This is a genomic window from Streptomyces monashensis (assembly GCF_001866665.1).
GTDB lineage: Bacteria > Actinomycetota > Actinomycetes > Streptomycetales > Streptomycetaceae > Streptomyces > Streptomyces monashensis.
In genome coordinates this window covers 39,586-64,016 of record NZ_MLYO01000049.1, presented here as the reverse complement: position 1 = coordinate 64,016, position 24,431 = coordinate 39,586, and the positions used below count along the sequence as shown (strand labels likewise).

Genomic DNA, 24,431 nt, shown 5'->3' with positions numbered 1-24,431 from the left:
GTCAGCCGATCCAGGTGTCGTGCAGCTGCAGCCGGCTGGAGGCGTCGAAGTTCAGATCGTGCACCTTCGTCGCCACACCCAGCTGGGTCTCAAGCTCCACCACCGGCACGTAGGAGGCGTTCTGCACGATCGACTGCTGGGCCTGATCGACCAGTTGCTTGCGCTTGGCCGCGTCGGCGGTCGCGGCCTGCTCGGACAGCGACGTGTCGAGGGAGCTTGCGGGCAGGTGGTAGAAGTTGGCCAGCTTGGTGGAGAAGGAGCTGCGCAGGATGTCCGGGTCGGCGCGGGTCACGTTCCCCCATACCGCGTCGAAGTCACCCGACTGGAGCGTCGGGGCGAACTGCGTGACCTGGAGCTGCTTGAGGACCACCTCGACACCGACGGCCTTGAGCTGCTGCTGGACGAGTTCCAGCGCGGGCTGGTTGGTGGCGGCGTTGGGGAACCACGTGACGGTCAGGCTCAGCTTCTTGCCGCCCTTGGTACGGAGGCCGTCGCTGCCGGTCTTCCAACCGGTCGAATCCAGCAGGGACTTGGCCTTGGCCGCGTCGAAGGCGAGGCCGGAGGCGAGGCTGGTGTAGTCGGGAGTGGTGTGCGCGAGGACGCTGGTCGCCGGCTGGGTTCCGGTCGGGAACACGGTGTCGGCGATCTGCTGCCGGTCGATGGCGTACAGGATCGCCTGGCGCACCCTCGCGTCCTTCAGGGCCGTCCGCGAGTTGTTGAGGCCGAGACCGAACACGATGCCGGGGTTGGCCCGTCGCCGGAGGATGACCTGGCCGCCCTTGAGCGCCGCCTCGTTGGCCTTGCCCACGCTGCTGATCGCGTCCACCTGGCCGGACTGGAGACTGCCCGCCCGTACACCCGCCTCCGGTACGACCTTGAACACCAGCTTGTCCAGGTACGCCTCGCCCTTCTTGGTCCACAACGAGGAACCCCAGGCGTATCCGGTGCGCTTGGCGAGGGTGAGCGACCGGTTCTGCACGTACTGTTTCAGCACGAAGGGCCCGGAACCGATCACGCCGTCGCTGCACTTCTGCTGCGGGGTCTTCGTCACGCTGGCCGAGGACTCGATGCCGAGCGAGTGTGTCGAAGTGGCCTGCAGAAACTGGGCGTTGGGCCGGTTGAACGTCACCCTGACGGTGAGCGGATCGACCACGGTGGTGCTCTTCACACCGCTCAGGTAGCCCTCGGCGAGAGTGCCCAGGGCGCCGAGCTTCGGCACCGCGTCGAAGTTGTCCTTGACCACCTGCGCGGTCAGCTTCGACCCGTCGCTGAAGGTGACGCCCGGGCGCAGATGGAAGGTGAACGTCGTGGCGTCGGAGCTGACGTCCCAGCTCTTCGCCAGCCACGGCGCGATCTTGCCGGTCCTGGGGTCCTGGTCCGTCAGGGAGTCCACGATCTGGCGCACCGAATAGATGGTCTCGTTGCTGGCGACCTGCTGCGGGTCCACGCAGCCGGCGTCCGAGCCCACCGCGAAGGTCAGGGTGCCGCCGGACCTGGGCTGCCCGGTGCCGCTGCCCGCATCGCCGCCGCCCGATCCGCAGGCGGCCAGCAGAACGCTGGTGGTCACAAGGGCGGTCAGCGCCGCCCACCGAGAAGTTCTGACATGGGCAAGTGCAGTCACAGAGGGCTTCTCCTACTCGTGTCACCAGGCACGGTGGCTGTACGGGACATGGCCGTGCGTGGGCGTGCGGCCTCGGTCGGCGCGATGCCGACGCCGGGGGAGCGCTGTGCAGACAGGGATCAGGGAAAGATGAGGATCAGGCGCAGACGGACGCGGCGAGGACTGGTGCCGGACCGCGACCAGCGGTGGGAAGGCCCGTCAGGCCTGACAGAGACAGCTGGTCGAGCGCCTGAGGTCGATGTGGCGCCGACGCGAGAGCCGGGAGAACACGGTGGCGCCGACGACATGGGCGCTGAGGTCACCACCGTGCCGCATACCGTCCTCCACTTGTCCGGCCCCGGTCACGGGGCCACGCGCTTGCGGGATCTTCGGTGATCCCGCCGGGCTTTCACCTGGAGCACCCCACCGCGCGGGAGGGTTGCCGGTCAGCGAGCCAGGGCTTGACGCTGACACTCAATGCCACTCGTGATCGTACGGAGAGATCTTGCCGTTGGTCAATGGCCGAGCCCGGCTCAGGAACCGCCGCGCTCACGGGGGATCTTCTGGCCGGCCTCGATCGCCACCGGCAGCCGGTTCCCGGCCGGGGGCAGCGGGCAGGTGGCCAGGTCCGTGTAGGCGCACGGCAGGTTCGCGGCGCGATTGAAGTCCAGGACGACCGTGCCGTCGGCGGCGGTCGGCTCCAGGGCGAGGACCCGGTTGGCGGCGTAGGTGGTGACCCCGGAGGTCGCGTCGGTGAACAGCACCATCAGTCGGCCCGCACCATGTCCGGGGAACGCGGTGAGGGACAGCGGGCGCCCGTCCAGCTCGAACTCGACCCTGCCCGGAGCGTCGTACACATGCTCCAGGCCCTCGACCGCGGCGCCCACGGTGGTCGGCCGCGGCTCGTCGAAGGGGACGTACCGGCCTGTCACGGCCCAGCGCGGGTCGGGGGAGTAGGCGGGCGTTCCGGTGAAGGCGGTGCGCAGCGGCGCGTCCGGGTGCCGGGGGCGCACGATGTCGTGCCCGCCGCGCCTGGCGACCTCGATGACGGCGTCTCCCCAGACGGCGTCGACGCCGCCGCGTTCGGGAAGCACGCCGAAACGGTGTTCACCGTGCACCGCCGTTCCGCCGACGAGCAGTTCCTCGCCGTCGTCGAGGTCCACGACGACCCCGTCGGGGCCGGTGCGCCACGCACCGGGCGCGTCGGGGAAGCGCTGCGGCCGCTCGTCGAGCCAGTGCAGGCCGGTGATCGCCAGGAAACCGTGCGGAGCGGCGAGCCGGGCCTCCTGCGCTCGGTACCACGCCAGCCAGTTCTCGGTGAAGGCCTGCAGGTCCGTCGCGGTGGCCTCGGTGGTCATGGGCAATCTCCCTCACTAGGGGCTGTTGGGTCTTCGGGGCTGTTCAGCGGGCCAGTTCGCCGAGGAGGCGCCAGGTGCGTCGGCGGTCGGCTTCTCCCGCGATCTCGGTGCCCGAGAACACGACCTCGGTGGCGCCTGCGTCGCGGTATCGGCGTACCTCGGCCTCGACGGTCTTCTCGTCGCCGATCACGGCCAGGTCGGCGGCACGCCGGCCGCCGGAGAGTTCGATGACCCGGGCGTAGGACGGGATCTGTTCGTAGAAGGCGAGGTTCTCGGTGGCCTTGGCGCGCACCGCGTCCACGTCGTCGGTGACCACGCCGGGCACCAGGGCGACGATCCGGGGCGCGGGGCGGCCGGTGGCCTCGGCGGCGGCGGTCAGGGCGGGAACGATGTGTTCCGCCAGGGCGCGCGGTCCCGCCAGGTAGGGCAGGATCCCGTCCGCCAGCTCACCGCTGACCCGCAGCGCCTGCGGCCCCATCGCGGCGACCAGCAGGGGGACACCGCTCTCGGCACCCGTTACCCGCGCCGGGACCGGGGTGGTCGCGGTGAGCAGCTCGCCGTGGAAATCAGCCGTGCCGGTCTCGGTCAACTGCCGCAAGGCGGTGAGGAACTCACGCAGCCGGGCGACGGGGCGTTCGAAGGGCAGGCCGAAACCGTTCTCCGTCAGCAGTTTCGTGCCCAGGGCCAGACCGAGGTGGTAGCGGCCGTGGGTCGCGGCCTGGGCGGTCTGGGCCTGGCTGGAGACCAGCAGCGGGTGGCGGCCGAAGACGGGGATCGCGGAGGTCCCGACCTGCAGTCCGGGCACCTCGCGCCCGACGATGGCCGCGAGCTGGGGTGAGTCCGCGCCGAAGGTCTGCCCGAACCAGGCCGACGTGACACCGAACTCCGCTGCCTCCTGGGCCAGTTGTACGGTGGCGTCGACCTGGTTCGGCGCATCGGACGCGTTGAGCGCTACTCCAACAGTCATGTCAGTCAGAACGGCCGTCGGCCGGACCCGCATTCCGTCCCTGTGTGACAGCTTCTTGTCAGTCATGTGTACTCAGTCCTCAGTGGACGGGGCATCCCGGTGCTCAGCCCGCCTGCCGTCGGTTTCGCGCGGACCGGTGCGTGAGGGGTTCGCGCAGGCCGAGGTTCTCGCGCAGGGTGGTGCCGGTGTACTCGGTGCGGTAGATCCCGCGTTCCTGCAGTTCCGGGACGAGCAGGTCGACGATGTCGTCGAGGCCGTCGGGGATGAGGTAGGGCGTGACGTTGAAGCCGTCGATCGCGCCGTGCCGCACGAAGTGGGCGAACTTGTCGGCAAGACCGGACGGGGTGCCGACGTGCCCGCGCTGCGGGCCGAGCGCGATGATGGTCTCGCGCAGCGACCAGCCGTGTGCCTCCGCCTTCGCCCGCCATTCGGCCACGACCGCGCGCGGGTCGGCGATGCGCCGGGCGCCGAAGGAGCCGTCGTTCGCGGTGACCACCGGATCCTCCTTCGGTAGTGGCCCGTCGGCGTCGCGGTCCGAGAGGTCGATGCCCCACAGCAGTCCGGCGATCCCCAACGCCGTGGCGGGGGTCACCTGTTGGAGACGGATCCAGCGCTTCTTCTCCTGGGCCTCCTCCTCGGTGGCGCCGAGGATGATCTCGGTGCCCGGCAGGATCCGCAGGTCGTCGTCGGGCCGACCGACCGCCCGCAGCCGGCGCCGGATGTCGTCGGCGAAGGCCAGCGCGTCGTCGAAGTCGTTGCCGTGCGCGGAGAAGACGACGTCGGCGTTGCGGGCCGCGAAGTCGCGCCCCTCGCCGGAGTCCCCAGCCTGGAAGATCACGGGGTGGCCTTGGGCGCTGCGCGGCAGGGTGGGGGCGAGGTCGACGTCGAACTGCGGTCCGCGGTGGTGCACTCGGCGTACGGCACCGGGCACCGACCATTCCCGTGCCCGCGCGGAGTCGGCGACTGCTCCGTCTTCCCAGCCGTCCCACAAGGCGCGGGCCACGGTGAGGAACTCCTCGGCGCGGCGGTAGCGGTCGGCGTGGTCGAGGTAGCCGCCGCGGCGGAAGTTGGCGCCGGTCCAGGCGTTGTCCGTGGTCACCACGTTCCAGCCGGCGCGGCCTTCGGAGAGCAGGTCGAGGCCGGAAAGGCGGCGGGCGAGGTCGGCGGGCTCGTTGAAAGTGGAGTTGGAGGTGGAGACCAGGCCGATCCGGCGGGTGACCGCGGCCAGTGCCGCGAGCTGGGTGATGGCGTCCGGCCGCCCGGCCACGTCGAGATCGTGGATCTTGCCGTCTACCTCGCGCAGCCGCAGCCCCTCGCCGAGGAAGAACGCGTCGAACAGGCCCCGTTCGGCGGTCTGGGCGACCCGGCGGAAGGAGGCGGGGTCGATCTGGGAGCCGCTGTCGGGGGCGGACCAGATGGTCCAGTGGTTGACGCCCTGGAAGAACACCCCGAAGTGCAGCTGGGCGTGCGGCCGGGGGACGTCGAGGGGATCGGTGCGGGTCATCGGGCGTCCTCCTGGGCCGCCGCGGAGGCGGCGGCGAAGCGATTGGCAGGGCGCCCCAGACCGAGGGCCGAGCGCAGGGACGTACCGGGCAGCGGGCGGGCGACGAGGCGTCGTCCGGACAGGGCCGGCAGCACGAGGCGGGAGAGGACGGGCAGGTCCTCGTCCAGCACCAGCGGGTGCAGCCGTACGCCGTCGACGTGGCGGCTCAATCCTTCCAGGAGGGCGACGAGTTGGTCTGCGGTGCCGATGTGCCGCAGCCGTCCCCGGTCGCTCCACGCCGCGTGCCGCTCCAGATCGGCGACGCGCTCGGCGGCCGTGGCCTGCGGGGTGTCCAGCGCCACGTCGACCTCGGCGAAGACGCGGGGCGTACCGGCGGCAGCAGCGGCTGTGGCGACCGACGCGAGGTCGCGCCCCTCGACGAGAGCCACGTCGAGCTGTGCGGCGGGAACCCGGTCCGGCCGGCCCAGGACGACAAGCTGCCCCTGAGGCGGGCGCGGCACGATCGCCGGGCCCTTGACGGCATACGTCTCGCCCGTGAAGTCGATGTAGTGCAGCCGCTCGCGGTCGAGATAGCGGCTGGTGGCCACGGACCGGATGGCCGCGTCGTCCTCCCACGAGTCCCACAGGGCTCGGGCCACCTCCACGCCGTCCCGGGACTCCCGGGCCCGCGTGGCGGCGTCGGCGATCAGCGGCCGTCCCCAGGCCCGGGCCGCCTCGGGACGCTCCTCCTCCGTCACCACCCACCCGGCGCGGCCGGCGGAGATGTGGTCCAGGGACGCCAACTGGCTGGAGACATGGAAGGGTTCGGCATACGTGACCGGGATGACGGGCGCGATCCCGATGGTGCTCGTGGACGCCGCGGCGAAGGCCGCCCGCTCCACCGCGCCGATACGGCCCACCGGATCCGGTGCGGCCCCGGGCGGCAGCACGCCGTCATCCAGGGTGATCAGGGTGAACCCGGCGTTCTCGGCGATGGCGGCGACCTGGGCCACGCGGCGCGGGGTGAGCAGGTGAGCGGGGGAGTGGGCGGCGCGGCGCCAGGCCGCGGGGTGGGCGCCGTCGCCGTCCGTCTCGACGGCGAGGTGCAGGGCGGGGCCGGTCAATGGGGTTCCTTCCGGGAAACACGAGGACTCGCGGCCACAGGGCCACGACGAGACGACCGGTGGGACGGCCGGCAGGGGTCAGGCGTCTACGGAAGGACAGACGGCGGAGGAAGTACGGCAGTAGTCGACATGCCGCCGGGTGATGAGCCGCGCACCGGTGCACGCACCGCGCGGTGCCGCGCCCAGTACGTGCATCAAAGCCTCCACCTGTGAGGAACTTTCCCCTTCAACGTACGTCGCCCGCCCCTGTGAGTGTCAAGGTCGAACATGAGGGAGGGGCATCTCATCCGCCGGGGCGTATGGTGGACGCATCGTTCCGATCTCGCCCCTCGCTCTGCCTGCAGCCTTCTCTCGCCCTCAACCAGCCGCCCTCCGGGCGTAGTTGTGAGGCGCCCGGGTCAGTCCTCCGTGAAGGAATCCTCATGGACCCCGGCCATGGCGTCCCCGCAGCGCCGGGAGGCTGGCGGTGCTGCCTGTTGCCGAGCTCGCCGTGCGCGGTGCTCACCCCGACCCTGGCTTCCCGATGGCCGCCCCGCTTCCGCGTACCGCCCGAGACTCGGCAGCCGTCTTCGCCGTGCACCAGCAGCTACGAGCATCAGCATCGACGAGTACGACGGGGCCGTCCGCCGCTGGTGCACCCGGCGCTGACCTCGTCGAAGCCGTATGCGCTGGGCACGGCTGTCGCGATGGCCCAGTCCGGCTTCTCACCGGTCCAGCACGCTCCGGCGGAGGCCACGGGAGTGGCCGGCGGGATCCTGCAGATGGTCCAGCGCATCGCCGTGGCCGTCTGCCTCTGAGCGTGTCCCGAGGAGGCTGAGACGTTCGCCGTGTCCGCAATGCAAGACCTCTCCGGGAAGTTCTTGACCAGCCTGGTGGACATCTGCTGAACTCCCGAACCATGAACCCGCGCGTGGACCTGACCCGGCGGCGCCACATCGATCTGGCGCACGTCTCCAGCGCGTTTTGTTGTCGCTGACCCGGGAAGTGCTCCCCGGCGGCGGCCGGTGTGCGCCCATGGCGCGTGCCTGGCAGCGGCGGTGCAAAGCCGCCGACACTGCGATGCCTCCCCGCGGGCTCGTCGTCCCCACCTCCTGAGGGCTCCCCGTCTCCGCTCCTTCCCGTGATGATCCGGGAACCTGTTCGCGCCCGCCGACGCGGTCGCTGAGAACGCGGCTGTAGCGGTCCTGCGACCATGTGTTCTTCTCCCCGGTCCGCCCGGCCCGGCGTTCCGCGTGTGGTCGATCAGTCCTGCGCAATACCAGCCCTTTTGCCCAACGCCCCGAGGTCCAGCACCCGTTGGCGTGCCCCATCTGTCCGGGAGGGACCCCCTCATGCCTCCGTCCGTCCGCAAACTCACTGGCCGCATCGGCGCGGTCGTCGAGGGCGTCGATCTCGCCGCGCCGCCTGACCCCCTGACGGTCACGGCGCTCCGTGACGCCCTCAACGAGCACAAGGCGATCGTGTTCGACGACGTGAACCTCGACAACGCCGGTCAGGAGCGTGTGGCCGGGTGGTTCGGCGACCTCACCACCGCTCACCCGAACGTGCCGGCCGTCGACGGTACGACGAACGTGCTCGCCGTCGACAGCGAGACGTCCAAGGCCGACGAGTGGCACACGGACGTCTCCTTCGTGGTCAACCCGCCGCAGGCCACCACCCTGCGGTCGGTCGTGACCACGCCGTACGGCGGCGAGACGCTCATCGCGAACGCCGCGGCGGCCTACCGCGACCTGCCCGAACCGCTGCGCGCCCTCGCGGACACGCTGCGCGTCGTGCACACCAACCAGTACGACTACGCCCGCCCATCGGCCACGACGGCGCGGCGGCAGGAGTACGACCGCGCCTTCGTCTCGACGCCCTACGAGGCCGAGCACCCGGTCGTGCGGCTGCATCCGCTGACCGGCGAACGCGGGCTGCTCATCGGCGGGTTCGCCAAGCGCGTCGTCGGCCTGTCGAGCAGCGAGTCGGCCGAACTGCTGCGCATCCTCCAGTCGTACGTGACGCGTCCGGAGAACATCCTGCGCTGGACCTGGTCGCCCAACCAGTTGCTCATCTTCGACAACCGGATCACCCAGCACTACGGGGTGGACAACTACGACGACCACCCCCGCCGCCTCAACCGGGTGACGATCTCCGGCGATGTTCCGGTCGGCGTCGACGGACGCCACAGCGAGCAACTCGTCGGCGACGCCTCGCACTACAGCAGCGTGGTGGAGGTGGCCGCATGACCGAGCTCGGCCTCACGGCGCCCGCCGTCGCCGAGAGCCCGGACTCCGAGACGACGAGCGCGCGGGAACGCGAGGTGTTCCTGCCGAGCGACGCCCGCCGCCGAACTCCGCTCAGCACACTCCGCGCGCGCCTGCGCTGGCCGCTGGGCGTCTACACGACTCCCGTCGTGATCCTCGTCGCCTGGGAGGTGCTCGCCCGGGCCGGAGTGCTTGCGAAGACCTACGCTCCGGCACCGACCTCGATCGTGAAGTCCGCCGCCGATCTGTGGCAGCAGGGCGTCCTCGGACCCGACCTGGCCATCTCGCTGCAACGGGCCGGCATCGGCCTCGCGATCGGTCTGACGGTGGGCATCGTCACCGGAGTGCTCGGCGGGCTGCTGCGCAGCGGTGAGTACCTGTTCAACGGCCTGGTGCAGGTGCTCAACACGATCCCCCTCCTCGCGGTGCTGCCGCTGATGATCGTGTGGTTCGGCATCGACGAGCTCACGAAGGTGCTGCTGATCTCCTTCGGCGCCGGTGTCCCGATGTATCTCAACCTGTTCGCCGCGATCCGGGGCGTCGACCAGCGGCTGATCGAGATGGCGCGTACGACGGGCGCGGGCACCTGGCGCCTGGTGACGCGCGTGCTGGTGCCCGGAGCCCTGCCGGGGTTCCTGGTCGGGCTCCGGTTCTCCCTCGCGTACAGCGTTCTGGGACTCGTCGCCGCCGAAACGGTCAACGCCGACAAGGGACTCGGCTTCCTCATCACTCAGGGGCAGACCTATCTCCAGACCAACCAGGTCTTCGTGGGCCTGGTGATCTACTCGCTCCTCGGTCTGCTCGCCGACCAGTTCGTCCGGGCTCTCGAGCGGGTGCTGCTGCGGTGGCGACCCAGTTATGAGGCGTCATGAGCAGCGCGGTCGCGACCGAGCCCCGTCGGCAGTCCGGGGTCGCCGTGGAGCAGGTGGTCCGCCAGTTCGGTGACCGGGTGGTGCTCGACCACCTCGACCTCACCCTCGCCGACGAGGAGCTGGTGATCCTGCTCGGACCGTCGGGCTGCGGCAAGAGCACCCTTCTGCGTCTGCTCGCCGGACTCGACCGGCCCGACGGAGGGCGCGTGGAGGTCCCGGCACGGCGTGCGATCGTCTTCCAGGCCGACCGGCTGCTGCCGTGGCAACGGGTCCTGCGCAACGTCACGCTCGGCCTGCACGGACCTGACGCGGAGGCGCGGGCCCGCGACGTGCTCGCCGAGGTCGGCCTGGCGGGCCGTGAGAAGGCATGGCCCAAGGAGCTCTCCGGCGGCGAGGCCCAGCGGGTGTCGCTCGCGCGGGCACTGGTCTCGGAACCCGAACTCGTGCTGCTCGACGAGCCGTTCGCGGCCCTCGACGCCATCACCCGGCTGCGCATGCACGACCTCGTACGCGCGCTGCGCACCAGGTACCACGCCGCCATGCTGCTCGTCACCCACGATGTCGACGAGGCGATCGCCTTGGCGGACCGCATCGTCGTCATGAGCGATGGCCGCATCGGCACCTCGCACGACGTGCGCCTCTCTGCCGCGGACCGTGAGGCGAGCGTCGCACGCGAGGAACTCCGCGCCCGGCTCCTGGAAGACCTTGGCCTCGCCGTCCAGCACTGACTTCGCCGAATACCCTCACCGAGCACAGAAAGCACGACAACCCATGCGAAAGAGAACCACCAGACTCATCGGCGTCGTCGGCTCGCTCGCCCTGGCGGGCACTCTCGTCGCCTGCGGATCGTCGTCGTCGAACACCACCGCGCCACTGAGAAACGCCGTCGACGCGAGCGACGCCAAGCACCCTGAGTGGAGCACGTACACCTTCACCATCGGCGACAACGGCGGTGATGGCAGCCAGGAGCTGGCGAAGCTTACCGGTGTGTTCGACAACGCCTCGTACAAGGTGAAGTTCGCCCGCTTCACCTACGGCCCGCCGCTCGTGCAGGCCGCGGCCTCGGGCGACATCGACCTCGGCAGCGTCGGCGACGTACCGCCGATCACCGGCGCCGCCAAGGAGTACGGCTTCAAGGTCGTCGCCGCCAACCGCTCGCTCACGCCCGACCAGGCCGTGGAGAACATCATCGTGCCGAAGGGCTCGAAGCTGAGGACGGCAGCCGACCTCAAAGGCAAGAAGATCGCTGTTCCGCAGGGCAGTTCGGCCCACGGTCTGGCCCTGAACGCGCTGAGCAGCGTCGGCCTCACCCCCAAGGACGCCAAGCTGGTCTTCCTCGACCCGGCGGCCGGCGCGACGGCGTTCAACACCGGCAAGGTGGACGCCTGGTCGATCTGGAACCCGCAGTCGGCCATCGCGGTCAAGAACGGCGCACGCATCCTGGTGAAGGGTCTGCCGCCGATCGACCAGACGAGCAGCTACTACGTCGCCAGTGACACGTCGCTGAAGGACAAGACCAAACGCGCGGCTCTCACGGACGTCCTGAAGAGGCTCTCTCGGGAATTCGCCTGGGCCGTCAGGAATCCCGACGACTACGCGCAGGCGCTCTCGAAGGAGCAGGGCATCCCACTGGACGACGCCAAGGCGTCCCTGGCCGCCTACTCGAACCGGGTGACCCCGCTGGAGCAGCCCGACATCGAGCTGGAGCAGAAGCTCGCCGACGCCTTCCTGACGGCCGGTCAGATCACCAAGAAGGTCGACGTCAAGTCGATCACCGACAACCTCCTCCCGGCCGGCTACGACAGCTCCAAGCTGAAGGTCACCTCATGAGCGCGAGACGGCGGCTCCACCTCAACGCCTTCCTCATGGAGGCGGGCCACCACGAGGCGGCGTGGCGGCTCCCGCGCAGCAGCCCCCGGGCGGACTTCGACCTGCGGCACTGGATCGAGCTGGCGCAGCTGGCCGAGAGCGCCACGTTCGACTCGCTGTTCCTCGCGGACGGCCCCGCCCTCATCGGAACCGGCGAGTTCCGGCCGCCGGGCCAGCTCGAACCATTGATACTGCTGACCGCGCTGTCCCAGGCGACCAGCAGGATCGGCCTCATCGCGACCGTGTCGACGACGTACAACGAGCCGTACAACCTCGCTCGCCGGCTCGCGTCCGTCGACCACGTCAGCGAGGGCCGCGCCGGCTGGAACATCGTCACCTCGGCCGGGGCTGACGAGGCGGCCAACTTCGGCCGGGACGACCGTCCCGGCCACGCCGAGCGCTACGCCCGCGCCGACGAGTTCCTGGAGGTCGCCAAGGCGCTGTGGGACAGCTGGGAGGCCGGGGCCGTCATCGCGGACAGGACCACGGGACGCTACGCCGACCCCGCGCGGCTGCACCGGCTCGGCCACCAGGGCCGGTACTTCAAGGTGGCCGGCCCGCTCAACGTCGAGCGTCCGCCGCAGGGTTACCCGCTGCTCGTCCAGGCCGGTTCCTCCGAGGACGGCAAGGACTTCGCGGCCCGCCACGCCGAGGCGGTCTTCACCGCCCACACGACGTACGAACGCGCCGCCGCCTTCTACGCCGACATCAAGGCACGGACCCGGGCAGCGGGCCGCGACCCGAACGGACTGATCGTCCTGCCGGGGATCGTCCCGTACATAGGGTCGACCGAGGAGGAGGCCCGGGCGCTCGCACGGGAGTTCGACGAGCTGCGCATTCCGGAGTACGGGCTGCGCCAGCTGGCCGCCGTGTTCGAGACCGAGCCGTCGGTCTTCGAACTCGACGAACTCCTGCCGGACTCCATCCTCGCCAGGCCGAAGCTGGAGGGCTCGCAGAGCCGCTCCGACCTGATCATCGACCTCGCGGTACGCGAACGGCTGACGGTCCGGCAGATCATCTCCCGGCTCGGCGGCGGGCGCGGCCACTTCGAGTCCGTCGGCACGCCCGAGCAGATCGCGGACACCATCATCGCCTGGTTCGAGGGCGGTGCCGCGGACGGGTTCAACATCATGGCGCCCGCCCTGCCGTCCGGCCTCGCGGCCTTCGCGGAGCATGTGCTGCCGATCCTGCGCGGCAAGGGCCTGTTCCGCGAGGAGTACGAGGGTACGACCCTGCGCGAGCACTACGGCCTCCAGGTTCCGGCGAACCAGTTCCATGGCTGAACCGCTTTCCGCGGCCGGTCCGCTCGCGACTCCCGCCGCCTCCACTTCCCGGAGCGGCGGGAACCCGCCCGCACCGCGGTCGGACCGGAGTGTCCGGACCGACCGGCCTGGGCCGGCGCGGCGGTGGGAGACGTGTGCCCTGCGCGCCGCCGCCCGGCCGCCCACCCGGCCCTCGGCGGCCACCTCGACGTCGACGGCCTCGAACGCCGCCATCGCACCCGCTGCCAGGGCCTGGAGACCACCGGAGCAGCCGTCCGCATCCTGGACCGGACGGCCCACGCCGCCCGCCCTGCTGTTCCATCTGCTGGACCGGCGTTGACATACGTTCGTGCCGTTGTCTTAACTAGCGCCCAGAACGGTCATGAGCGTCAGCGATAAGCCCTGGCTTGCTGACCGGCAACCCTCCCACCGCGGTGGGGTGCCCCAGGTGACGACCCGACCGATGATGTCTCGGTAAGCGCGAGGCCCCTGGGGCCGGAACAGTGACGGTGACGCCATGTACGCAGCCCCCCGGACGGCGAGGCGCCGCCCCCAGGGCTGCGCACAGCCGTACGCGAGCCTGCTGACCCCGCTCGTCGCCGACCGTGCCGTCGATCTGCTCCGCGTGAACAGCGCACTGTGTACCGCACCGGGCCGCGCCCGCCGTCGGGGCTGACACCTTCCCGCAGCCCCCGCACCTCCTGACGCACACCGCGCCCGCGCGGTGTGCCGTTGCCCTCCCCGCCCCCGGTACCTCGCCGTCGTGTGCGCCGTCGCACACCGCCGTGCTTCCGGGGTGTTCCCACCCAGCCGGAGCCCACCATGAGTGAACCCCCTGGTGACACCGTCACCCTCGCCGAGGCGCCGCCCACCGACGAACCGTCAAAACTCCTTGCCGCCCAGCGGGTTCTTCCGCTGCGGCGGCCAGGCCGCTGGATCGTCACCGCGATCGTGCTGCTCCTCGTCGCCCAGTTCGTGCACGGACTGGTCACCAACCCCTTCTACCAGTGGGACCGCTGGAGCTACTGGTTCCTGCGCCCCACCATCCTCGACGGCCTGCTGATCACCCTTGAAGTCACCGCCTGCAGCGCGGTGCTGGGCCTGGCCGGCGGCATCGTGCTCGCACTGGGCCGGCTCTCGAAGAGCCCGGTGCTGCGCGCGGTCAGCTGGACCTACGTCTGGGCGCTGCGCTCCATTCCGCTCATCGTGGTGCTGATCTTCCTCTACAACTTCAGCGCCCTGTACAAGACGTTGAGCGTCGGCATCCCCTTCGGCCCGGCCTTCTTCTCCTTCGACGAGTCGAGACTCGCCACCGACATGGCCGTCGCCGTCGTCGGCCTCAGCCTCAACGAGGCCGCCTACGCGGCCGAGGTGGTACGCGGCGGCATCCTCTCCGTCGACCAGGGCCAGCACGAGGCGGCCGCGGCGCTCGGTTTGCCGAAGGGCTACCAGTTCCGCCGGATCGTCTTCCCGCAGGCACTGCGCTCGATCGTCCCGAACTACGTCAACCAGCTCATCGGACTGATCAAGAGCACCTCGCTGGTCTTCTACGTCTCCCTGCTCGACCTGTTCGGCTCCGCACAGACCATGGGCTCCACCTACCCCGGCGACATCGTGCCGCTGCTGCTGGTCGTCACCGTCTGGTACCTGATCCTGACCAGCGTCGTCTCCGTCATCCAGTTCTACGTCGAGCGGCACTACGCCCGCGGTGCCACCCGCAGCCTGCCGCCGACGCCGCTGCAGAAACTCCGCACCGGTCTCACCGACCTGCGAGCCCGTATCCGCCGGGAGGCCGCCGTATGACCGTCACGACGCGCGAGGCCCTGGCGGACGTCGAGGCCGCCACCGTCGAGGTCCACGACGTGCACAAGTGGTACGGCACCCATCGGGTACTGGACGGCGTCGACCTGACCGTCCGCCCGGGCGAGGTCACCGTCATCCTGGGCCCCTCCGGCTCCGGCAAGTCCACCCTGCTGCGGATCATCAACCATCTGGAGAGGCCGGAGATCGGTCACGTCAGCATCAACGGCGAGCTGATCGGCGTGAAGCGGCAGGGCGAGCGGCTCAAGGAGCTCAGTGAGCGGGCCATCCTCACCCAGCGCGGGCGGATCGGCTTCGTCTTCCAGAACTTCAACCTCTTCCCGCACCTGACCGTGCTGGACAACGTGGCCGCGGCTCCCGTCGCCACCGGCCGGCTCGGCAAGCCCGAGGCACAGGAACTCGCCCGCGAACTCCTCGGCCGCGTCGGTCTCGCCGACAAGACCGGCGCGTACCCCCGCCAGCTCTCCGGCGGACAGCAGCAGCGTGTCGCCATCGCCCGCGCCCTCGCCCTGCGCCCCGGCGTCATCCTCTTCGACGAGCCCACCTCCGCCCTCGACCCCGAACTGGTGGGTGAGGTCCTCGCCGTTATCAAGGACCTGGCGGCCAGCGGCACCACGCTCGTCATCGTCACCCACGAGATCGGCTTCGCCCGTGAGATCGCCGACCGGGTCGTCTTCATCGACGGCGGCAAGATCCTCGAGCAGGGCCCGCCCTCCGAGGTCCTCGACACACCGCGGCACGAGCGGACCCGGGACTTCCTGAGCAAGGTCCTCTGACCCGCCGCATTCCCACGACCTCCCCCCGCCACCCTCATCACCTTCAGCGACAAGGAACGGCCATGCGCACCCACTTCACCCGACGCAGCCTGATACGCGGCATCACCGCGGCGACCGCCGTCGCCTCCCTCGCCACCGGGCTCGCCGCCTGCGGTGGCAACAGCGACGCGGCCACCTCCACCGACGCCGCCAAGGCCGGCGAGGTCGTCATCGGACGGGTCTCCAACGGCGCCGCCACCCAGACCACCATCAAGGTCTCCGAGGTCAAGGCGATCAGCGCCGAACTGCCCGCCGCCGTCAGGAAGAGCGGCAAGCTGGAGATCGGCATCGGTGCCCTGCCCGCCGGGTTGCCGCCGCTGGCGTACGTCGGCAACGACCAGAAGACCCTCACCGGTTCCGAGCCCGACCTCGGCCGTCTGGTCGCCGCGGTGTTCGGGCTCAGGGCCGAGGTCAAGAACTCCACCTGGGAGAACCTCTTCGTCGGCATCGACAGCGGCAAGGCCGACGTGGCCTTCTCGAACGTCACCGACACCGAGGAGCGCAAGAAGAAGTACGAGTTCGCCTCCTACCGGCAGGACAACCTCGCCTTCATCGTGCCGAAGAAGAGCACCTGGAACTTCGGCGGCACCTACGAGAACCTCGCCGGCAAGACGATCGCCGTCGGCTCCGGCACCAACCAGGAAAGGATCCTCCTGGAGTGGAGGGACAAGCTGGCCAAGGAGGGCAAGAAGCTCACCGTCAAGTACTTCCAGGACAGCACCAGCACCTACCTGGCCCTGAACAGCGGCAAGGTCGACGCCTCCTTCGGCCCCAACCCCGGCTTCGCCTACCACAACCGTCAGGTGGCCGACACGCCCAACGCCACCCGCACCGCGGGCACCTACTCCGGCGCGGGCGCGAGCCTGCAGGGCCTGATCGCGGCGACGGCGAAGAAGGACAGCGGACTCGCCAAGCCGCTCGCCGACGCCATCAACTACCTGATCAAGAACGGTCAGTACGCCGAGTGGCTCAAGGCGTACAACCTCTCCAACGAGGCCGTCGCCAAGTCCGAGGTCAACCCGCCGGGCCTGCCGCTCGACAACTCCTGACCACCGTGCGCCGGGGACTCCACCGTCCGTCGCCCCGCGGTGGAGTCCCCGCGCGCAGAACACCCCGAGCCGCACCCCGGAGACCGCCACACCATGTCCGTCACCACCCTCGACACCAGCGCCTGGCACATCCTGGACAACCCCGCCTGGGCCGCGCTCACCGGCCCCCACGCCCACTTCGCCGAACGCATCGGCCACGCCGCTCGCTATCACCAGGACGTGGCTCCCTTCCACGCCGTCTCCGACGAGGACGACCCGCGCGCCTGGGCCGACCTCGCCGCGCTCGTCGGCCCCGGCGGCACCGCCTCGGTGCGGGGCGTCACCGAGGCTCCGAAGGGCTGGGAGGTCGTGCGTACCGGACACGGGGTCCAGCTCGTGGACACCGGCCTGCGCGCGGAGCGCGACCCCGAGGCCGTACGGCTCGGCCCCGACGACGTGTCCGAGATCCTCGACCTGGTCGCCCGCACCGAACCCGGCCCCTATCTGCCCCGCACCGTCGAGATGGGCACCTACCTGGGCATCCGCCACCGCGGCCGCCTGATCGCCTTGGCCGGCGAACGCCTCCACCCACCCGGCTGGACCGAGATCAGCGCCGTGTGCACCGACCCGGCGTATCGCGGCCGGGGTTTGGCCACCCGGCTGGTCCGCGCCGTGGCGGCCGGCATCAAGGAGCGCGGCGAGCAGCCCTTCCTGCACGCCAGGGCCGACAACGCGAACGCGATCCGGCTGTACGAGTCGATCGGCTTCACCCTGCGCCGCCGTACGGTCTTCTCACTCGTACGGCAGACCGAGGCAGCCGTCCTGGAAGAAACGGCATAGCTGTGCCGTTGTCCTTGTCGAAGGCGATGACGTGATGACGTGGAGGTGGGCCGGGTGACACGTGTCCTGCGTGCTGTGCACCTCCACAGCCGGCCCCACATCGACCTCCAGCGCGTGGCCGGCGCCCTCTGTTGTTCCTGACCCCGTTTCCCAGCGCCGTGCGCCCACCCCGGCCGTGGGCCGGTGATCTCATACGGACCTCCAGGAAGGCACCCTCGTGTCCTCAACTCCCCCTTCCCACCTGCACCTTGCCGTCGCCCTGGACGGCACCGGCTGGCACCCGGCCTCCTGGCGTGAGCCGGTCGCCCGCCCCCGCGACCTGTTCACCGCCGGGTACTGGGCCGACCTGGTCGCCGAGGCCGAGCGCGGCCTGCTCGACTTCGTCACCTTCGAGGACGGCCTCGGCCTGCAGTCCTCGCTCCCCCAGTCTCGACTTCGCTCGACCGGGGGGACCCCCATCGGCGAGTTGGACGGCCGTACGGACCAGGTCCGCGGCCGTCTCGACGCCGTGCTGACCGCCTCCCGCATCGCTCCCCTCACCCGGCACATCGGCCTGGTGCCGACGGTGATCGCCACTCACACGGAGCCGTTCCACATCTCCAAGGCGATCGCCACCCTCGACTACGTCAGCACCGGCCGCGCGGGTCTGCGGGTGCAGATCTCCGCCCGCCCGCACGAGGCCGACCACTTCGGCCGTCGCGCCTTCCCGCCGATCAGCCTGGAGGAGTTGCGGACGCCGTCCGGGCAGGAGCGCCTCACCGAGCTGTTCGACGAGGCCGCCGACTACGTCGAGGTCGTGCGGCGGCTGTGGGACAGCTGGGAGGACGACGCCGAGATCCGGGACGTGGCCACCGGTCGCTTCATCGACCGGGACAAACTGCACTACATCGACTTCGAGGGCGAGCACTTCAGCGTCAAGGGCCCGTCCATCACCCCGCGTCCGCCGCAGGGCCAGCCGCTGGTCACCGCCCTCGCCCACCAGAGCGTTCCGTACCGGCTCGTGGCCCGCCAGACCGACATCGGCTACGTCACCCCGCACGACGCCGAGCAGGCCCGCGCCATCGTCGCCGAGATCCGTGCCGAGCGGGAGACCGCCGACCGGGCAGCCGAACTTCCGCACATCTTCGGGGACTTGGTGGTCTTCCTGAACGATGAGCAGGCCGCTGCGGAGGACCGGCGCGCGCGCCTCGACGCCCTCGCGGGGGAGCCCTACACCAGCGATGCCCGGATCTTCGCTGGTACGTCCACCCAACTGGCCGACCTGCTGCAGGAGTGGGCAGCGGAGGGTCTGAGCGGCTTCCGGCTGCGGCCCGCCGTCGCCGGCCACGACCTGCCGGCCATCACCCGCGGCCTGGTCCCCGAACTCCAGCGCCGGGGCGTCTTCCGCACCGCCTACGAGGCCGACACCCTGCGCGGCCTGCTGGGCCTCGCCCGTCCCGCCAACCGCTACGCCGCGACCGCCTGAGCCGGAAGGACCGCACCCACCATGAGCAAGCCGCTGAAGCAGATCCATCTGGCCGCCCACTTCCCCGGCGTCAACAACACCACCGTGTGGAGCGACCCGAAGGCCGGCAGCCACATCGAGTTCAGCTCCTTCGTCCACTTCGCGCAGACCGCCGAACGCGCCAAGTTCGACTTCCTGTTCCTCGCCGAGGGCCTGCGGCTGCGTGAGCAGGGCGGGAAGATCTACGACCTGGATGTCGTCGGCCGCCCCGACACGTTCACGGTGCTCGCCGCGCTCGCCGCCGTGACCGAGCGCCTGGGCCTGACCGGCACCATCAACTCCACCTTCAACGAGCCGTATGAGGTGGCCCGCCAGTTCGCCAGCCTCGACCACCTCTCCGGTGGCCGCGCCGCCTGGAACGTCGTCACCTCCTGGGACGCCTTCACCGGCGAGAACTTCCGTCGCGGCGGCTTCCTCCCCCAGGAGGAGCGCTATTCCCGTGCGAAGGAGTTCCTGGCCACGGCGAACGAGCTCTTCGACTCCTGGCACGGCGACGAGATCCTCGCCGACCAGGCCACCGGCGCCTTCCTGCGGGACGCCGAGGTCGGCTCCTTCGTCCACAGCGGGCAGCACTTCGACATCCACGGCCAGTTCAACGTCCCGCGCTCGCCGCAGGGCCGTCCCGTGATCTTCCAGGCCGGCGACTCCGAGGAGGGCCGCGAGTTCGCCGCCTCCGAAGCGGACGCCATCTTCAGCCGGCACGCCACCCTGGAGGGCGGCCAGGCCTTCTACACGGATGTCAAGAAGCGTCTCGCCACGTACGGCCGCCGCCACGACCAGCTGCTGATCCTGCCCGCCGCGAGCTTCGTCCTCGCCGACACGGACGAAGAGGCCGAGGAACTGGCCAAGGAGGTGCGCCGACAGCAGGTCAGCGGTGCCACCGCCATCAAGCACCTGGAGTTCGTCTGGAACCGGGACCTGTCCTCCTACGACCCCGAGGGCCCGCTGCCCGACATCGACCCGGACGTCAGCGCCGACCACATCTCCAAGGGCCGCGCCCAGGTCCGCATGTACCGTGACCCGCTGGCCACCGCCCGAGAGTGGCGCGAACTGGCCGCCGCCCACAACTGGTCCATCCGCGACCTGGTCATCGAGACGGGCAACCGCCAGAACTTCATCGGTTCCCCGGCGACCGTCGCCCGGACCATCAACGCGTACGTCCAGGCCGACGCCAGCGACGGCTTCATCCTCGTCCCGCACATCACCCCCACCGGCCTGGACGACTTCGCCGACAAGGTCGTCCCGCTCCTGCAGGAACAGGGCGTGTTCCGCACCGACTACGAGGGCCCGACCCTCCGCCACCACCTCGGCCTCACCCACCCGGACGACCTGCGGGGCGAGGAGCGGGCGGCGTCGTGAAATTCCTCGCCATCACACTCATCGTGCACCGCCCGGACCCCCTCACCGGCGTACAGAAGCCGACCCACGACCGCTTCCGGGAGGTCGTCGACAACGCGCTGCTCGCCGAGGAGCTCGGCTTCGACGGCTTCGGCGTGGGAGAGCGGCACGAGCGGCCGTTCATCTCCTCCTCGCCGACCGTCGTACTCAGCCATGTCGCCGCCCTGACGAAGCGGATCCGCCTGTTCACGGCCGTCACGACGCTCAGCCTGCTGGACCCGGTCCGGGCATACGAGGACTACGCCACCCTCGACCACCTGTCGGGCGGGCGCCTCGACCTGATCATCGGCAAGGGCAACGGCGCCGCGCAGCGCGACCTGTTCCACGTCACGCCCGAGGACCAGTGGGACCGCAACGCCGAGAGCTACGAGGTCTTCCGGAAGATCTGGCGCGAGGACAAGGTCACCGCCGACACCCGCTTCCGTCCCCCGCTGACGGACGCCGAGGTGTGGCCGCGGCCGTACCAGCGGCCGGTCCGGGTCTGGCACGGCAGCGCGACCAGCAAGGAGTCGGTCGAGCTGGCCGCCCGCTACGGCGACCCGCTCTTCTCGGCGAACGTCACCCACCCCATCGAGCCGTACGCCGAGCTGATCCGCCACTACCGCGAGCGCTGGGAGCACTACGGCCACGACCCGGCGAAGATCGCCGTCGGCGCGGGCACGGCGGGCATCCACGTCGCGCCCACCTCCCAGCAGGCCCTCGCCGCATACCGGCCGGTCTTCGAGTCCAACCTGGCCTTCTTCAAGAAGGCGGGCCTACCGGTCGTCTTCGAGACGCTGGAGGACTTCGCCGAACGCAGCTCCGCGCTGATCGGCAGCCCGCAGCAGGTCATCGACAAGGTGCACCGCTACCACGAACGGTTCGGACACACCGTGCTCCACCTGCACGCCGACGCGGGCGGGCTGACGGAGTCCCAGCACCGTGCCTCCCTCGAGCTGTTCCAGTCCAAGGTCGCCCCCGTGCTGCGCCGAGAGATCCCGGACCCGCCGTTCGTATGGGGTCCCGTGCTTCCGGCGCCGCCGCTCACCCAGGAGTCCGTCCATGTCTGATGCTGCCCTCGGCGTTCTCGACCTGGTTCCGGTCCCCTCCGGCTCGACGGCAGCCGATGCCCTGCGCAACTCCATCGACCTCGCACAGCAGGCCGAGCGCTTCGGGTATGCCCGCTACTGGTTCGCCGAGCACCACCTCAATCCGGGCGTCGCCGGCACGTCGCCCGCGGTCGCCCTGGCCCTGACCGCATCCGCCACCTCCACCATCCGGCTCGGTTCCGGGGCCGTGCAGCTCGGGCACCGCACGGCGCTGTCCACCGTGGAGGAGTTCGGCCTGCTGGACGCGCTGCACCCGGGCCGCTTCGATCTGGGCCTGGGCCGCTCGGGCGGCCGCCCGCCGGGACAGCCGGCCGCACCGTTGCCGACGGCGACCCCGGTCGTCGACGGCCGCGCCCCGAACGGCCTGTTGATCCCGCCCCGCTTCTCCTTCGAGCACCTGCTCGGCTCACCCCGCATCGCACTGCAGCGCAGGCTGCTTCTGCTGCCCGGCGCCGAGTCACAGGACTACGCCGAGCAGATCGACGACATCCTCGCGCTGCTCGCCGGCACCTACCGCTCCCCGGAGGGCGTCGAGGCGCATGTCGTGCCGGGGGAGGGCGCCGACCTGGAGGTGTGGATCCTGGGCAGCAGCGGTGGTCAGAGCGCCGCTGTCGCGGGCCGCAACGGTCTGCGGTTCGCGGCGAACTACCACGTCAGCCCGGCCACGGTCCTTGAGGCGGTGGAAGGTTACCGGTCCTTCTTCCAGCCTTCCGAGTTCCTCGACAAGCCGTACGTCAGCGTCTCGGCGGACGTCGTCGTCGCCGAGAACGACGCCACCGCCCGCGCACTCGCCACCGGCTACGGCCCGTGGGTGCGCAGCATCCGCAGCGCCGAGGGCGCCATCGAGTTCCCGACGCCGGAGGAAGCACGTGCCCATACATGGACCGACGAGGACCGGGCCCTCGTCCAGGACCGCCTCGACACCCAGTTCGTCGGCTCACCGGGCCGCGTGGCCGACCAGCTCGAACAACTCCAGGAGGCCACGGGCGCGGACGAGTTGCTCATCACGACGATCACCCACGACCACACGGACCGGGTCCGCTCGTACGAACTGCTCGCGGAGGAATGGCGCCGCCGGGGTCACTCCTTCCCGGCGAGCTGATGCTCGGGAGTACCGCACCCAGCAGCCGCACGCCACGCTTCGGCGCGGCCCGCCTCGTCACCGCGCCGACAGCGGAAGACCGTTTCGTGCGAAGACGACCACGTGAAGACGACCGCTGAAGACAACCATGCTGAGACCACCTCGTGTTCGTCCTTCGCCACGGCTCTCGCTCGCTGCACGACGCCGCCCCCTCGACTTCGGTACCGACGTCGAGGGGCGTGAACCTCCGGGCGCTCGCGGCGACTTGGCCGAGCCGGGTGCTGGCACAGCCACCCGTCACCGGTCAGCCCGATGCCAGGCCGCGGAGGAGCAGAGCCAGTGACTGTTGCGGGCTCTGCCCCGCGGTGTCGACGACGACGCGCACGCGGGCCCACGGCTCGTACTCCCGGTCGACGACCTGCGGCCAGTCCGGCAGCGGCAGACCTGGAATGTCGGCCGACCGCGAGGTCACACGGCGCCGGTGCTCCGCCGGATCCGAGCACACCACCTCCACCTCGGTGACACGCACGCCCGCCCCGACGGCCGTGTCCCGCCAGGCGTCACGCGTCACACCCAGCGGATTCACCGATTCCGCGATCACGGTCAGCCCTTGCCGCAGATGGTCCCCGGCCAGGGCATATCCGACGGCATAGCCCACGGGACCGACCGGGTGCCGGGTCACCCCGGATCGGACGATGGCCTGCTCGATGGTGTCGATCCGCAGATGGACCGCACCGATCCGGGCCGCCAGGAGACGGGCGAGCGTGGTCTTGCCGGTGCCGGGCAGTCCGCCCATGACGATGAGCACGGGATCAACTCTCCGTCAGCCGGCGCGTAGCTGCCGCGTACGTCTGAGCGTTGTGCACGAAGAGCTCGTGCAGGTCGCGGACCGCCCGTGGAACGGAGCCGGAATGGCGGCGCTGCAGTACCAGCAGTACGTCGGTCGCATCCCCCGCGAGCGGCCGCACAGCGATCGCGCCCCGTCGTTCCAGCGGGTCGCCGACGACGCTGAAGTCCGGCAGCACCGTGGCCCCCAGCCCCTCGGCCACCATCAGCTTGCCCATCTCCGCGCCGTCGGTGGAGTACGAGAAGGACGGAGTCCGGCCGCGGAGCAGCCGGTGCACGAAACGGTGCATCACATAGCCGGACCGCATCACGACCAGCGGCTCGGCCAGGAGACTGTCCGCGTCCACCGCATCGAGGGCCGCCAGCGGACTGTCCGGACGCACGCACACCACCGGCCGGCCGCAGAGCAACTCCGTCGTCTCGAAGCCGGGCGGCAGGTCGTCGCCCCGGAGGTAGTTCACCAGTCCCAGGTCGAAGGCGCCCTCCAACAGTCCGCGGTGGATGTCGGCCTGCTGCGCGCCGACCAACTCCACCTGGGTGAGGGGATGCGCGTCCCGGAACTCGCGCACGGTGGGGATGACCAGCGGCACGGTAGCGGTGTTCACCGTGCCGAGCCGGACCATGCGGCGGATGCGGTGCTGGTCGCCGGCCGCGCCGCGCAGCCGGTCGACCGCGTCCAGCACGCTCATGATGTGCGGCAGCAGCTCGCGTCCCTCGTCGCTGATCTTCGCCCCGGTCCGCTTGCGTTCCAGCAGGTCGACGCCGAGCTCGCGCTCCAGATTGCGTACGGTCTCGCTGAGCGCCGGCTGGGACAGGTGCAGTTCCTCGGCGGCGCGCCGCAGCGATCCGAGCCGTGTGACGGCGGCGATGTATTCGAGCTGTTCGATACGCACGAAGAGGAGACTGCGTCCTCCTGAGGACCGGGTTCAAGGGATTCCCTGTCACAACCTCGTGAATACCGACTCTCACCATGTGGAATCACGTCCGGGCATTCTTGACCGGCCGGACTCCCTCCTGGTTCGATCGGTGACATGCAGCGACAGGAACTCACGCGACGACGCCACGTCGACCTTGCGCGTGTTTCCAGCGCCTTCTGTCGCTGTCGGGTCTGAGCGCTCCCGAGGGAAACCCTCCCACCCGGTCCCTCCGCGACTTCCTTCCGTGAATTCCGGTCACGGCTCCGTTCCGTCGCGACGACGGCTTTCCCGGAAACGCCGCTCCAGCGTGTC

The 24,431-nt window shown here is 70.4% G+C and carries 25 protein-coding genes and 2 riboswitches; of the genes, 17 read left to right on the top strand and 8 right to left on the bottom strand.

Features of this window, described 5'->3' with window-relative positions; genetic code table 11:
- Position 1 precedes the first annotated feature (1 nt).
- The 6 genes from BIV23_RS27935 to BIV23_RS27915 form a co-directional block, all read right to left on the bottom strand.
- Positions 2-1,567, bottom strand: a complete 1,566-nt coding sequence (locus BIV23_RS27935; RefSeq protein WP_425443536.1) for an ABC transporter substrate-binding protein — start codon at positions 1,565-1,567, stop codon at positions 2-4.
- 252 nt (positions 1,568-1,819) lie between these two features.
- Positions 1,820-1,936, bottom strand: a complete 117-nt coding sequence (locus tag BIV23_RS53610) for a putative leader peptide (protein ID WP_342746384.1) — start codon at positions 1,934-1,936, stop codon at positions 1,820-1,822.
- Positions 1,937-1,969: 33 nt separating this feature from the next.
- Positions 1,970-2,082, bottom strand: a riboswitch (SAM riboswitch).
- A gap of 51 nt (positions 2,083-2,133) precedes the next feature.
- The gene (locus BIV23_RS27930; protein ID WP_071383741.1) at positions 2,134-2,958 is read right to left on the bottom strand and encodes a DUF1684 domain-containing protein; all 825 of its coding nucleotides are present in this window, start codon (positions 2,956-2,958) and stop codon (positions 2,134-2,136) included.
- Positions 2,959-3,001: 43 nt separating this feature from the next.
- Complete coding sequence (locus BIV23_RS27925; RefSeq protein WP_071383740.1) at positions 3,002-3,925, bottom strand: LLM class F420-dependent oxidoreductase; 924 nt, start codon at positions 3,923-3,925, stop codon at positions 3,002-3,004.
- 103 nt (positions 3,926-4,028) lie between these two features.
- Entirely contained in the window at positions 4,029-5,429 is a 1,401-nt protein-coding gene (locus tag BIV23_RS27920) for an NtaA/DmoA family FMN-dependent monooxygenase (RefSeq protein ID WP_071383739.1), read from the bottom strand.
- On the bottom strand, positions 5,426-6,532 hold the full coding sequence (locus BIV23_RS27915; RefSeq protein ID WP_071383738.1) for an LLM class flavin-dependent oxidoreductase: 1,107 nt from the start codon (positions 6,530-6,532) through the stop codon (positions 5,426-5,428). The genes BIV23_RS27920 and BIV23_RS27915 overlap by 4 nt, the downstream gene beginning before the upstream one ends.
- Positions 6,533-7,164: 632 nt before the next feature.
- Between BIV23_RS27915 and BIV23_RS52260 the strand changes: the two genes are divergently transcribed.
- The 16 genes from BIV23_RS52260 to BIV23_RS27850 all read left to right on the top strand — a co-directional run bounded on the left by BIV23_RS52260 (position 7,165) and on the right by BIV23_RS27850 (position 22,377).
- Positions 7,165-7,329, top strand: a complete 165-nt coding sequence (locus tag BIV23_RS52260) for a hypothetical protein (RefSeq protein WP_245790671.1) — start codon at positions 7,165-7,167, stop codon at positions 7,327-7,329.
- Positions 7,330-7,863: 534 nt separating this feature from the next.
- A complete protein-coding gene (locus BIV23_RS27910) occupies positions 7,864-8,760 on the top strand; it encodes a TauD/TfdA dioxygenase family protein (protein ID WP_071383737.1) in 897 nt (298 codons plus the stop codon).
- Positions 8,757-9,650 carry an ABC transporter permease gene (locus BIV23_RS27905; protein WP_071383736.1) on the top strand — a complete coding sequence of 298 codons (894 nt, stop codon included), beginning with the start codon at positions 8,757-8,759 and terminating at the stop codon, positions 9,648-9,650. Before BIV23_RS27910 ends, BIV23_RS27905 begins: the two co-directional genes overlap by 4 nt.
- Positions 9,647-10,378, top strand: coding sequence for an ABC transporter ATP-binding protein (locus BIV23_RS27900; protein WP_071383735.1), 732 nt, complete (start codon positions 9,647-9,649; stop codon positions 10,376-10,378). The genes BIV23_RS27905 and BIV23_RS27900 overlap by 4 nt, the downstream gene beginning before the upstream one ends.
- A gap of 43 nt (positions 10,379-10,421) precedes the next feature.
- Positions 10,422-11,480 (top strand): aliphatic sulfonate ABC transporter substrate-binding protein, encoded by a 1,059-nt coding sequence (locus tag BIV23_RS27895; protein WP_071383734.1) that lies wholly within the window; start codon positions 10,422-10,424, stop codon positions 11,478-11,480.
- On the top strand, positions 11,477-12,802 hold the full coding sequence (locus tag BIV23_RS27890; protein WP_071383733.1) for an LLM class flavin-dependent oxidoreductase: 1,326 nt from the start codon (positions 11,477-11,479) through the stop codon (positions 12,800-12,802). The genes BIV23_RS27895 and BIV23_RS27890 overlap by 4 nt, the downstream gene beginning before the upstream one ends.
- A gap of 357 nt (positions 12,803-13,159) precedes the next feature.
- Positions 13,160-13,268, top strand: a riboswitch (SAM riboswitch).
- Positions 13,269-13,298: 30 nt separating this feature from the next.
- Positions 13,299-13,457: a hypothetical protein gene (locus BIV23_RS50550; protein WP_177240057.1), complete on the top strand. Its 159-nt coding sequence runs from the start codon at positions 13,299-13,301 to the stop codon at positions 13,455-13,457.
- 146 nt (positions 13,458-13,603) lie between these two features.
- Entirely contained in the window at positions 13,604-14,584 is a 981-nt protein-coding gene (locus BIV23_RS27885) for an amino acid ABC transporter permease (RefSeq protein WP_071383732.1), read from the top strand.
- A complete protein-coding gene (locus tag BIV23_RS27880; protein ID WP_071383731.1) occupies positions 14,581-15,378 on the top strand; it encodes an amino acid ABC transporter ATP-binding protein in 798 nt (265 codons plus the stop codon). The genes BIV23_RS27885 and BIV23_RS27880 overlap by 4 nt, the downstream gene beginning before the upstream one ends.
- A 62-nt stretch (positions 15,379-15,440) precedes the next feature.
- Positions 15,441-16,466, top strand: a complete 1,026-nt coding sequence (locus BIV23_RS27875) for a transporter substrate-binding domain-containing protein (protein ID WP_071383730.1) — start codon at positions 15,441-15,443, stop codon at positions 16,464-16,466.
- Positions 16,467-16,559: 93 nt separating this feature from the next.
- Positions 16,560-17,285, top strand: a complete 726-nt coding sequence (locus BIV23_RS27870) for a GNAT family N-acetyltransferase (protein WP_071383729.1) — start codon at positions 16,560-16,562, stop codon at positions 17,283-17,285.
- A 39-nt stretch (positions 17,286-17,324) separates the two neighbouring features.
- A complete protein-coding gene (locus tag BIV23_RS54045) occupies positions 17,325-17,426 on the top strand; it encodes a putative leader peptide (protein ID WP_425443535.1) in 102 nt (33 codons plus the stop codon).
- A 76-nt stretch (positions 17,427-17,502) separates the two neighbouring features.
- Positions 17,503-18,750 carry an LLM class flavin-dependent oxidoreductase gene (locus BIV23_RS27865; protein ID WP_071383728.1) on the top strand — a complete coding sequence of 416 codons (1,248 nt, stop codon included), beginning with the start codon at positions 17,503-17,505 and terminating at the stop codon, positions 18,748-18,750.
- Positions 18,751-18,771: 21 nt separating this feature from the next.
- Positions 18,772-20,148, top strand: a complete 1,377-nt coding sequence (locus BIV23_RS27860) for an NtaA/DmoA family FMN-dependent monooxygenase (protein WP_071383727.1) — start codon at positions 18,772-18,774, stop codon at positions 20,146-20,148.
- The gene (locus BIV23_RS27855; RefSeq protein WP_071383726.1) at positions 20,145-21,236 is read left to right on the top strand and encodes an LLM class flavin-dependent oxidoreductase; all 1,092 of its coding nucleotides are present in this window, start codon (positions 20,145-20,147) and stop codon (positions 21,234-21,236) included. The genes BIV23_RS27860 and BIV23_RS27855 overlap by 4 nt, the downstream gene beginning before the upstream one ends.
- Positions 21,229-22,377 carry an LLM class flavin-dependent oxidoreductase gene (locus BIV23_RS27850; RefSeq protein WP_071383725.1) on the top strand — a complete coding sequence of 383 codons (1,149 nt, stop codon included), beginning with the start codon at positions 21,229-21,231 and terminating at the stop codon, positions 22,375-22,377. The genes BIV23_RS27855 and BIV23_RS27850 overlap by 8 nt, the downstream gene beginning before the upstream one ends.
- 283 nt (positions 22,378-22,660) lie before the next feature.
- Here the strand turns inward: BIV23_RS27850 and BIV23_RS27845 are convergent, their stop codons facing one another.
- Entirely contained in the window at positions 22,661-23,164 is a 504-nt protein-coding gene (locus BIV23_RS27845; protein WP_071383724.1) for a P-loop nucleotide/nucleoside kinase family protein, read from the bottom strand.
- A 4-nt stretch (positions 23,165-23,168) separates the two neighbouring features.
- Positions 23,169-24,095, bottom strand: a complete 927-nt coding sequence (locus BIV23_RS27840; RefSeq protein WP_071383723.1) for a LysR family transcriptional regulator — start codon at positions 24,093-24,095, stop codon at positions 23,169-23,171.
- Between the two features lie 138 nt (positions 24,096-24,233).
- Here BIV23_RS27840 and BIV23_RS54040 point away from each other — a divergent pair, with 138 nt between their 5' ends.
- Positions 24,234-24,314, top strand: coding sequence for a putative leader peptide (locus BIV23_RS54040; protein WP_425443537.1), 81 nt, complete (start codon positions 24,234-24,236; stop codon positions 24,312-24,314).
- Positions 24,315-24,431 lie beyond the last annotated feature (117 nt).

Excerpts from the sequence above, each read along its gene's own strand:
- BIV23_RS53610 (WP_342746384.1), bottom strand. The coding sequence starts at position 1,936 with ATGCGGCACGGTGGTGACCTCAGCGCCCATGTCGTCGGCGCCACCGTG.
- BIV23_RS27930 (WP_071383741.1), bottom strand. The coding sequence starts at position 2,958 with ATGACCACCGAGGCCACCGCGACGGACCTGCAGGCCTTCACCGAGAAC.
- BIV23_RS27925 (WP_071383740.1), bottom strand. The coding sequence starts at position 3,925 with ATGACTGTTGGAGTAGCGCTCAACGCGTCCGATGCGCCGAACCAGGTC.
- BIV23_RS27920 (WP_071383739.1), bottom strand. The coding sequence starts at position 5,429 with ATGACCCGCACCGATCCCCTCGACGTCCCCCGGCCGCACGCCCAGCTG.
- BIV23_RS27910 (WP_071383737.1), top strand. The coding sequence starts at position 7,864 with ATGCCTCCGTCCGTCCGCAAACTCACTGGCCGCATCGGCGCGGTCGTC.
- BIV23_RS27905 (WP_071383736.1), top strand. The coding sequence starts at position 8,757 with ATGACCGAGCTCGGCCTCACGGCGCCCGCCGTCGCCGAGAGCCCGGAC.
- BIV23_RS27900 (WP_071383735.1), top strand. The coding sequence starts at position 9,647 with ATGAGCAGCGCGGTCGCGACCGAGCCCCGTCGGCAGTCCGGGGTCGCC.
- BIV23_RS27895 (WP_071383734.1), top strand. The coding sequence starts at position 10,422 with ATGCGAAAGAGAACCACCAGACTCATCGGCGTCGTCGGCTCGCTCGCC.
- BIV23_RS27890 (WP_071383733.1), top strand. The coding sequence starts at position 11,477 with ATGAGCGCGAGACGGCGGCTCCACCTCAACGCCTTCCTCATGGAGGCG.
- BIV23_RS50550 (WP_177240057.1), top strand. The coding sequence starts at position 13,299 with ATGTACGCAGCCCCCCGGACGGCGAGGCGCCGCCCCCAGGGCTGCGCA.
- BIV23_RS27885 (WP_071383732.1), top strand. The coding sequence starts at position 13,604 with ATGAGTGAACCCCCTGGTGACACCGTCACCCTCGCCGAGGCGCCGCCC.
- BIV23_RS27880 (WP_071383731.1), top strand. The coding sequence starts at position 14,581 with ATGACCGTCACGACGCGCGAGGCCCTGGCGGACGTCGAGGCCGCCACC.
- BIV23_RS27875 (WP_071383730.1), top strand. The coding sequence starts at position 15,441 with ATGCGCACCCACTTCACCCGACGCAGCCTGATACGCGGCATCACCGCG.
- BIV23_RS27870 (WP_071383729.1), top strand. The coding sequence starts at position 16,560 with ATGTCCGTCACCACCCTCGACACCAGCGCCTGGCACATCCTGGACAAC.
- BIV23_RS27860 (WP_071383727.1), top strand. The coding sequence starts at position 18,772 with ATGAGCAAGCCGCTGAAGCAGATCCATCTGGCCGCCCACTTCCCCGGC.
- BIV23_RS27850 (WP_071383725.1), top strand. The coding sequence starts at position 21,229 with ATGTCTGATGCTGCCCTCGGCGTTCTCGACCTGGTTCCGGTCCCCTCC.
- BIV23_RS54040 (WP_425443537.1), top strand. The coding sequence starts at position 24,234 with ATGCAGCGACAGGAACTCACGCGACGACGCCACGTCGACCTTGCGCGT.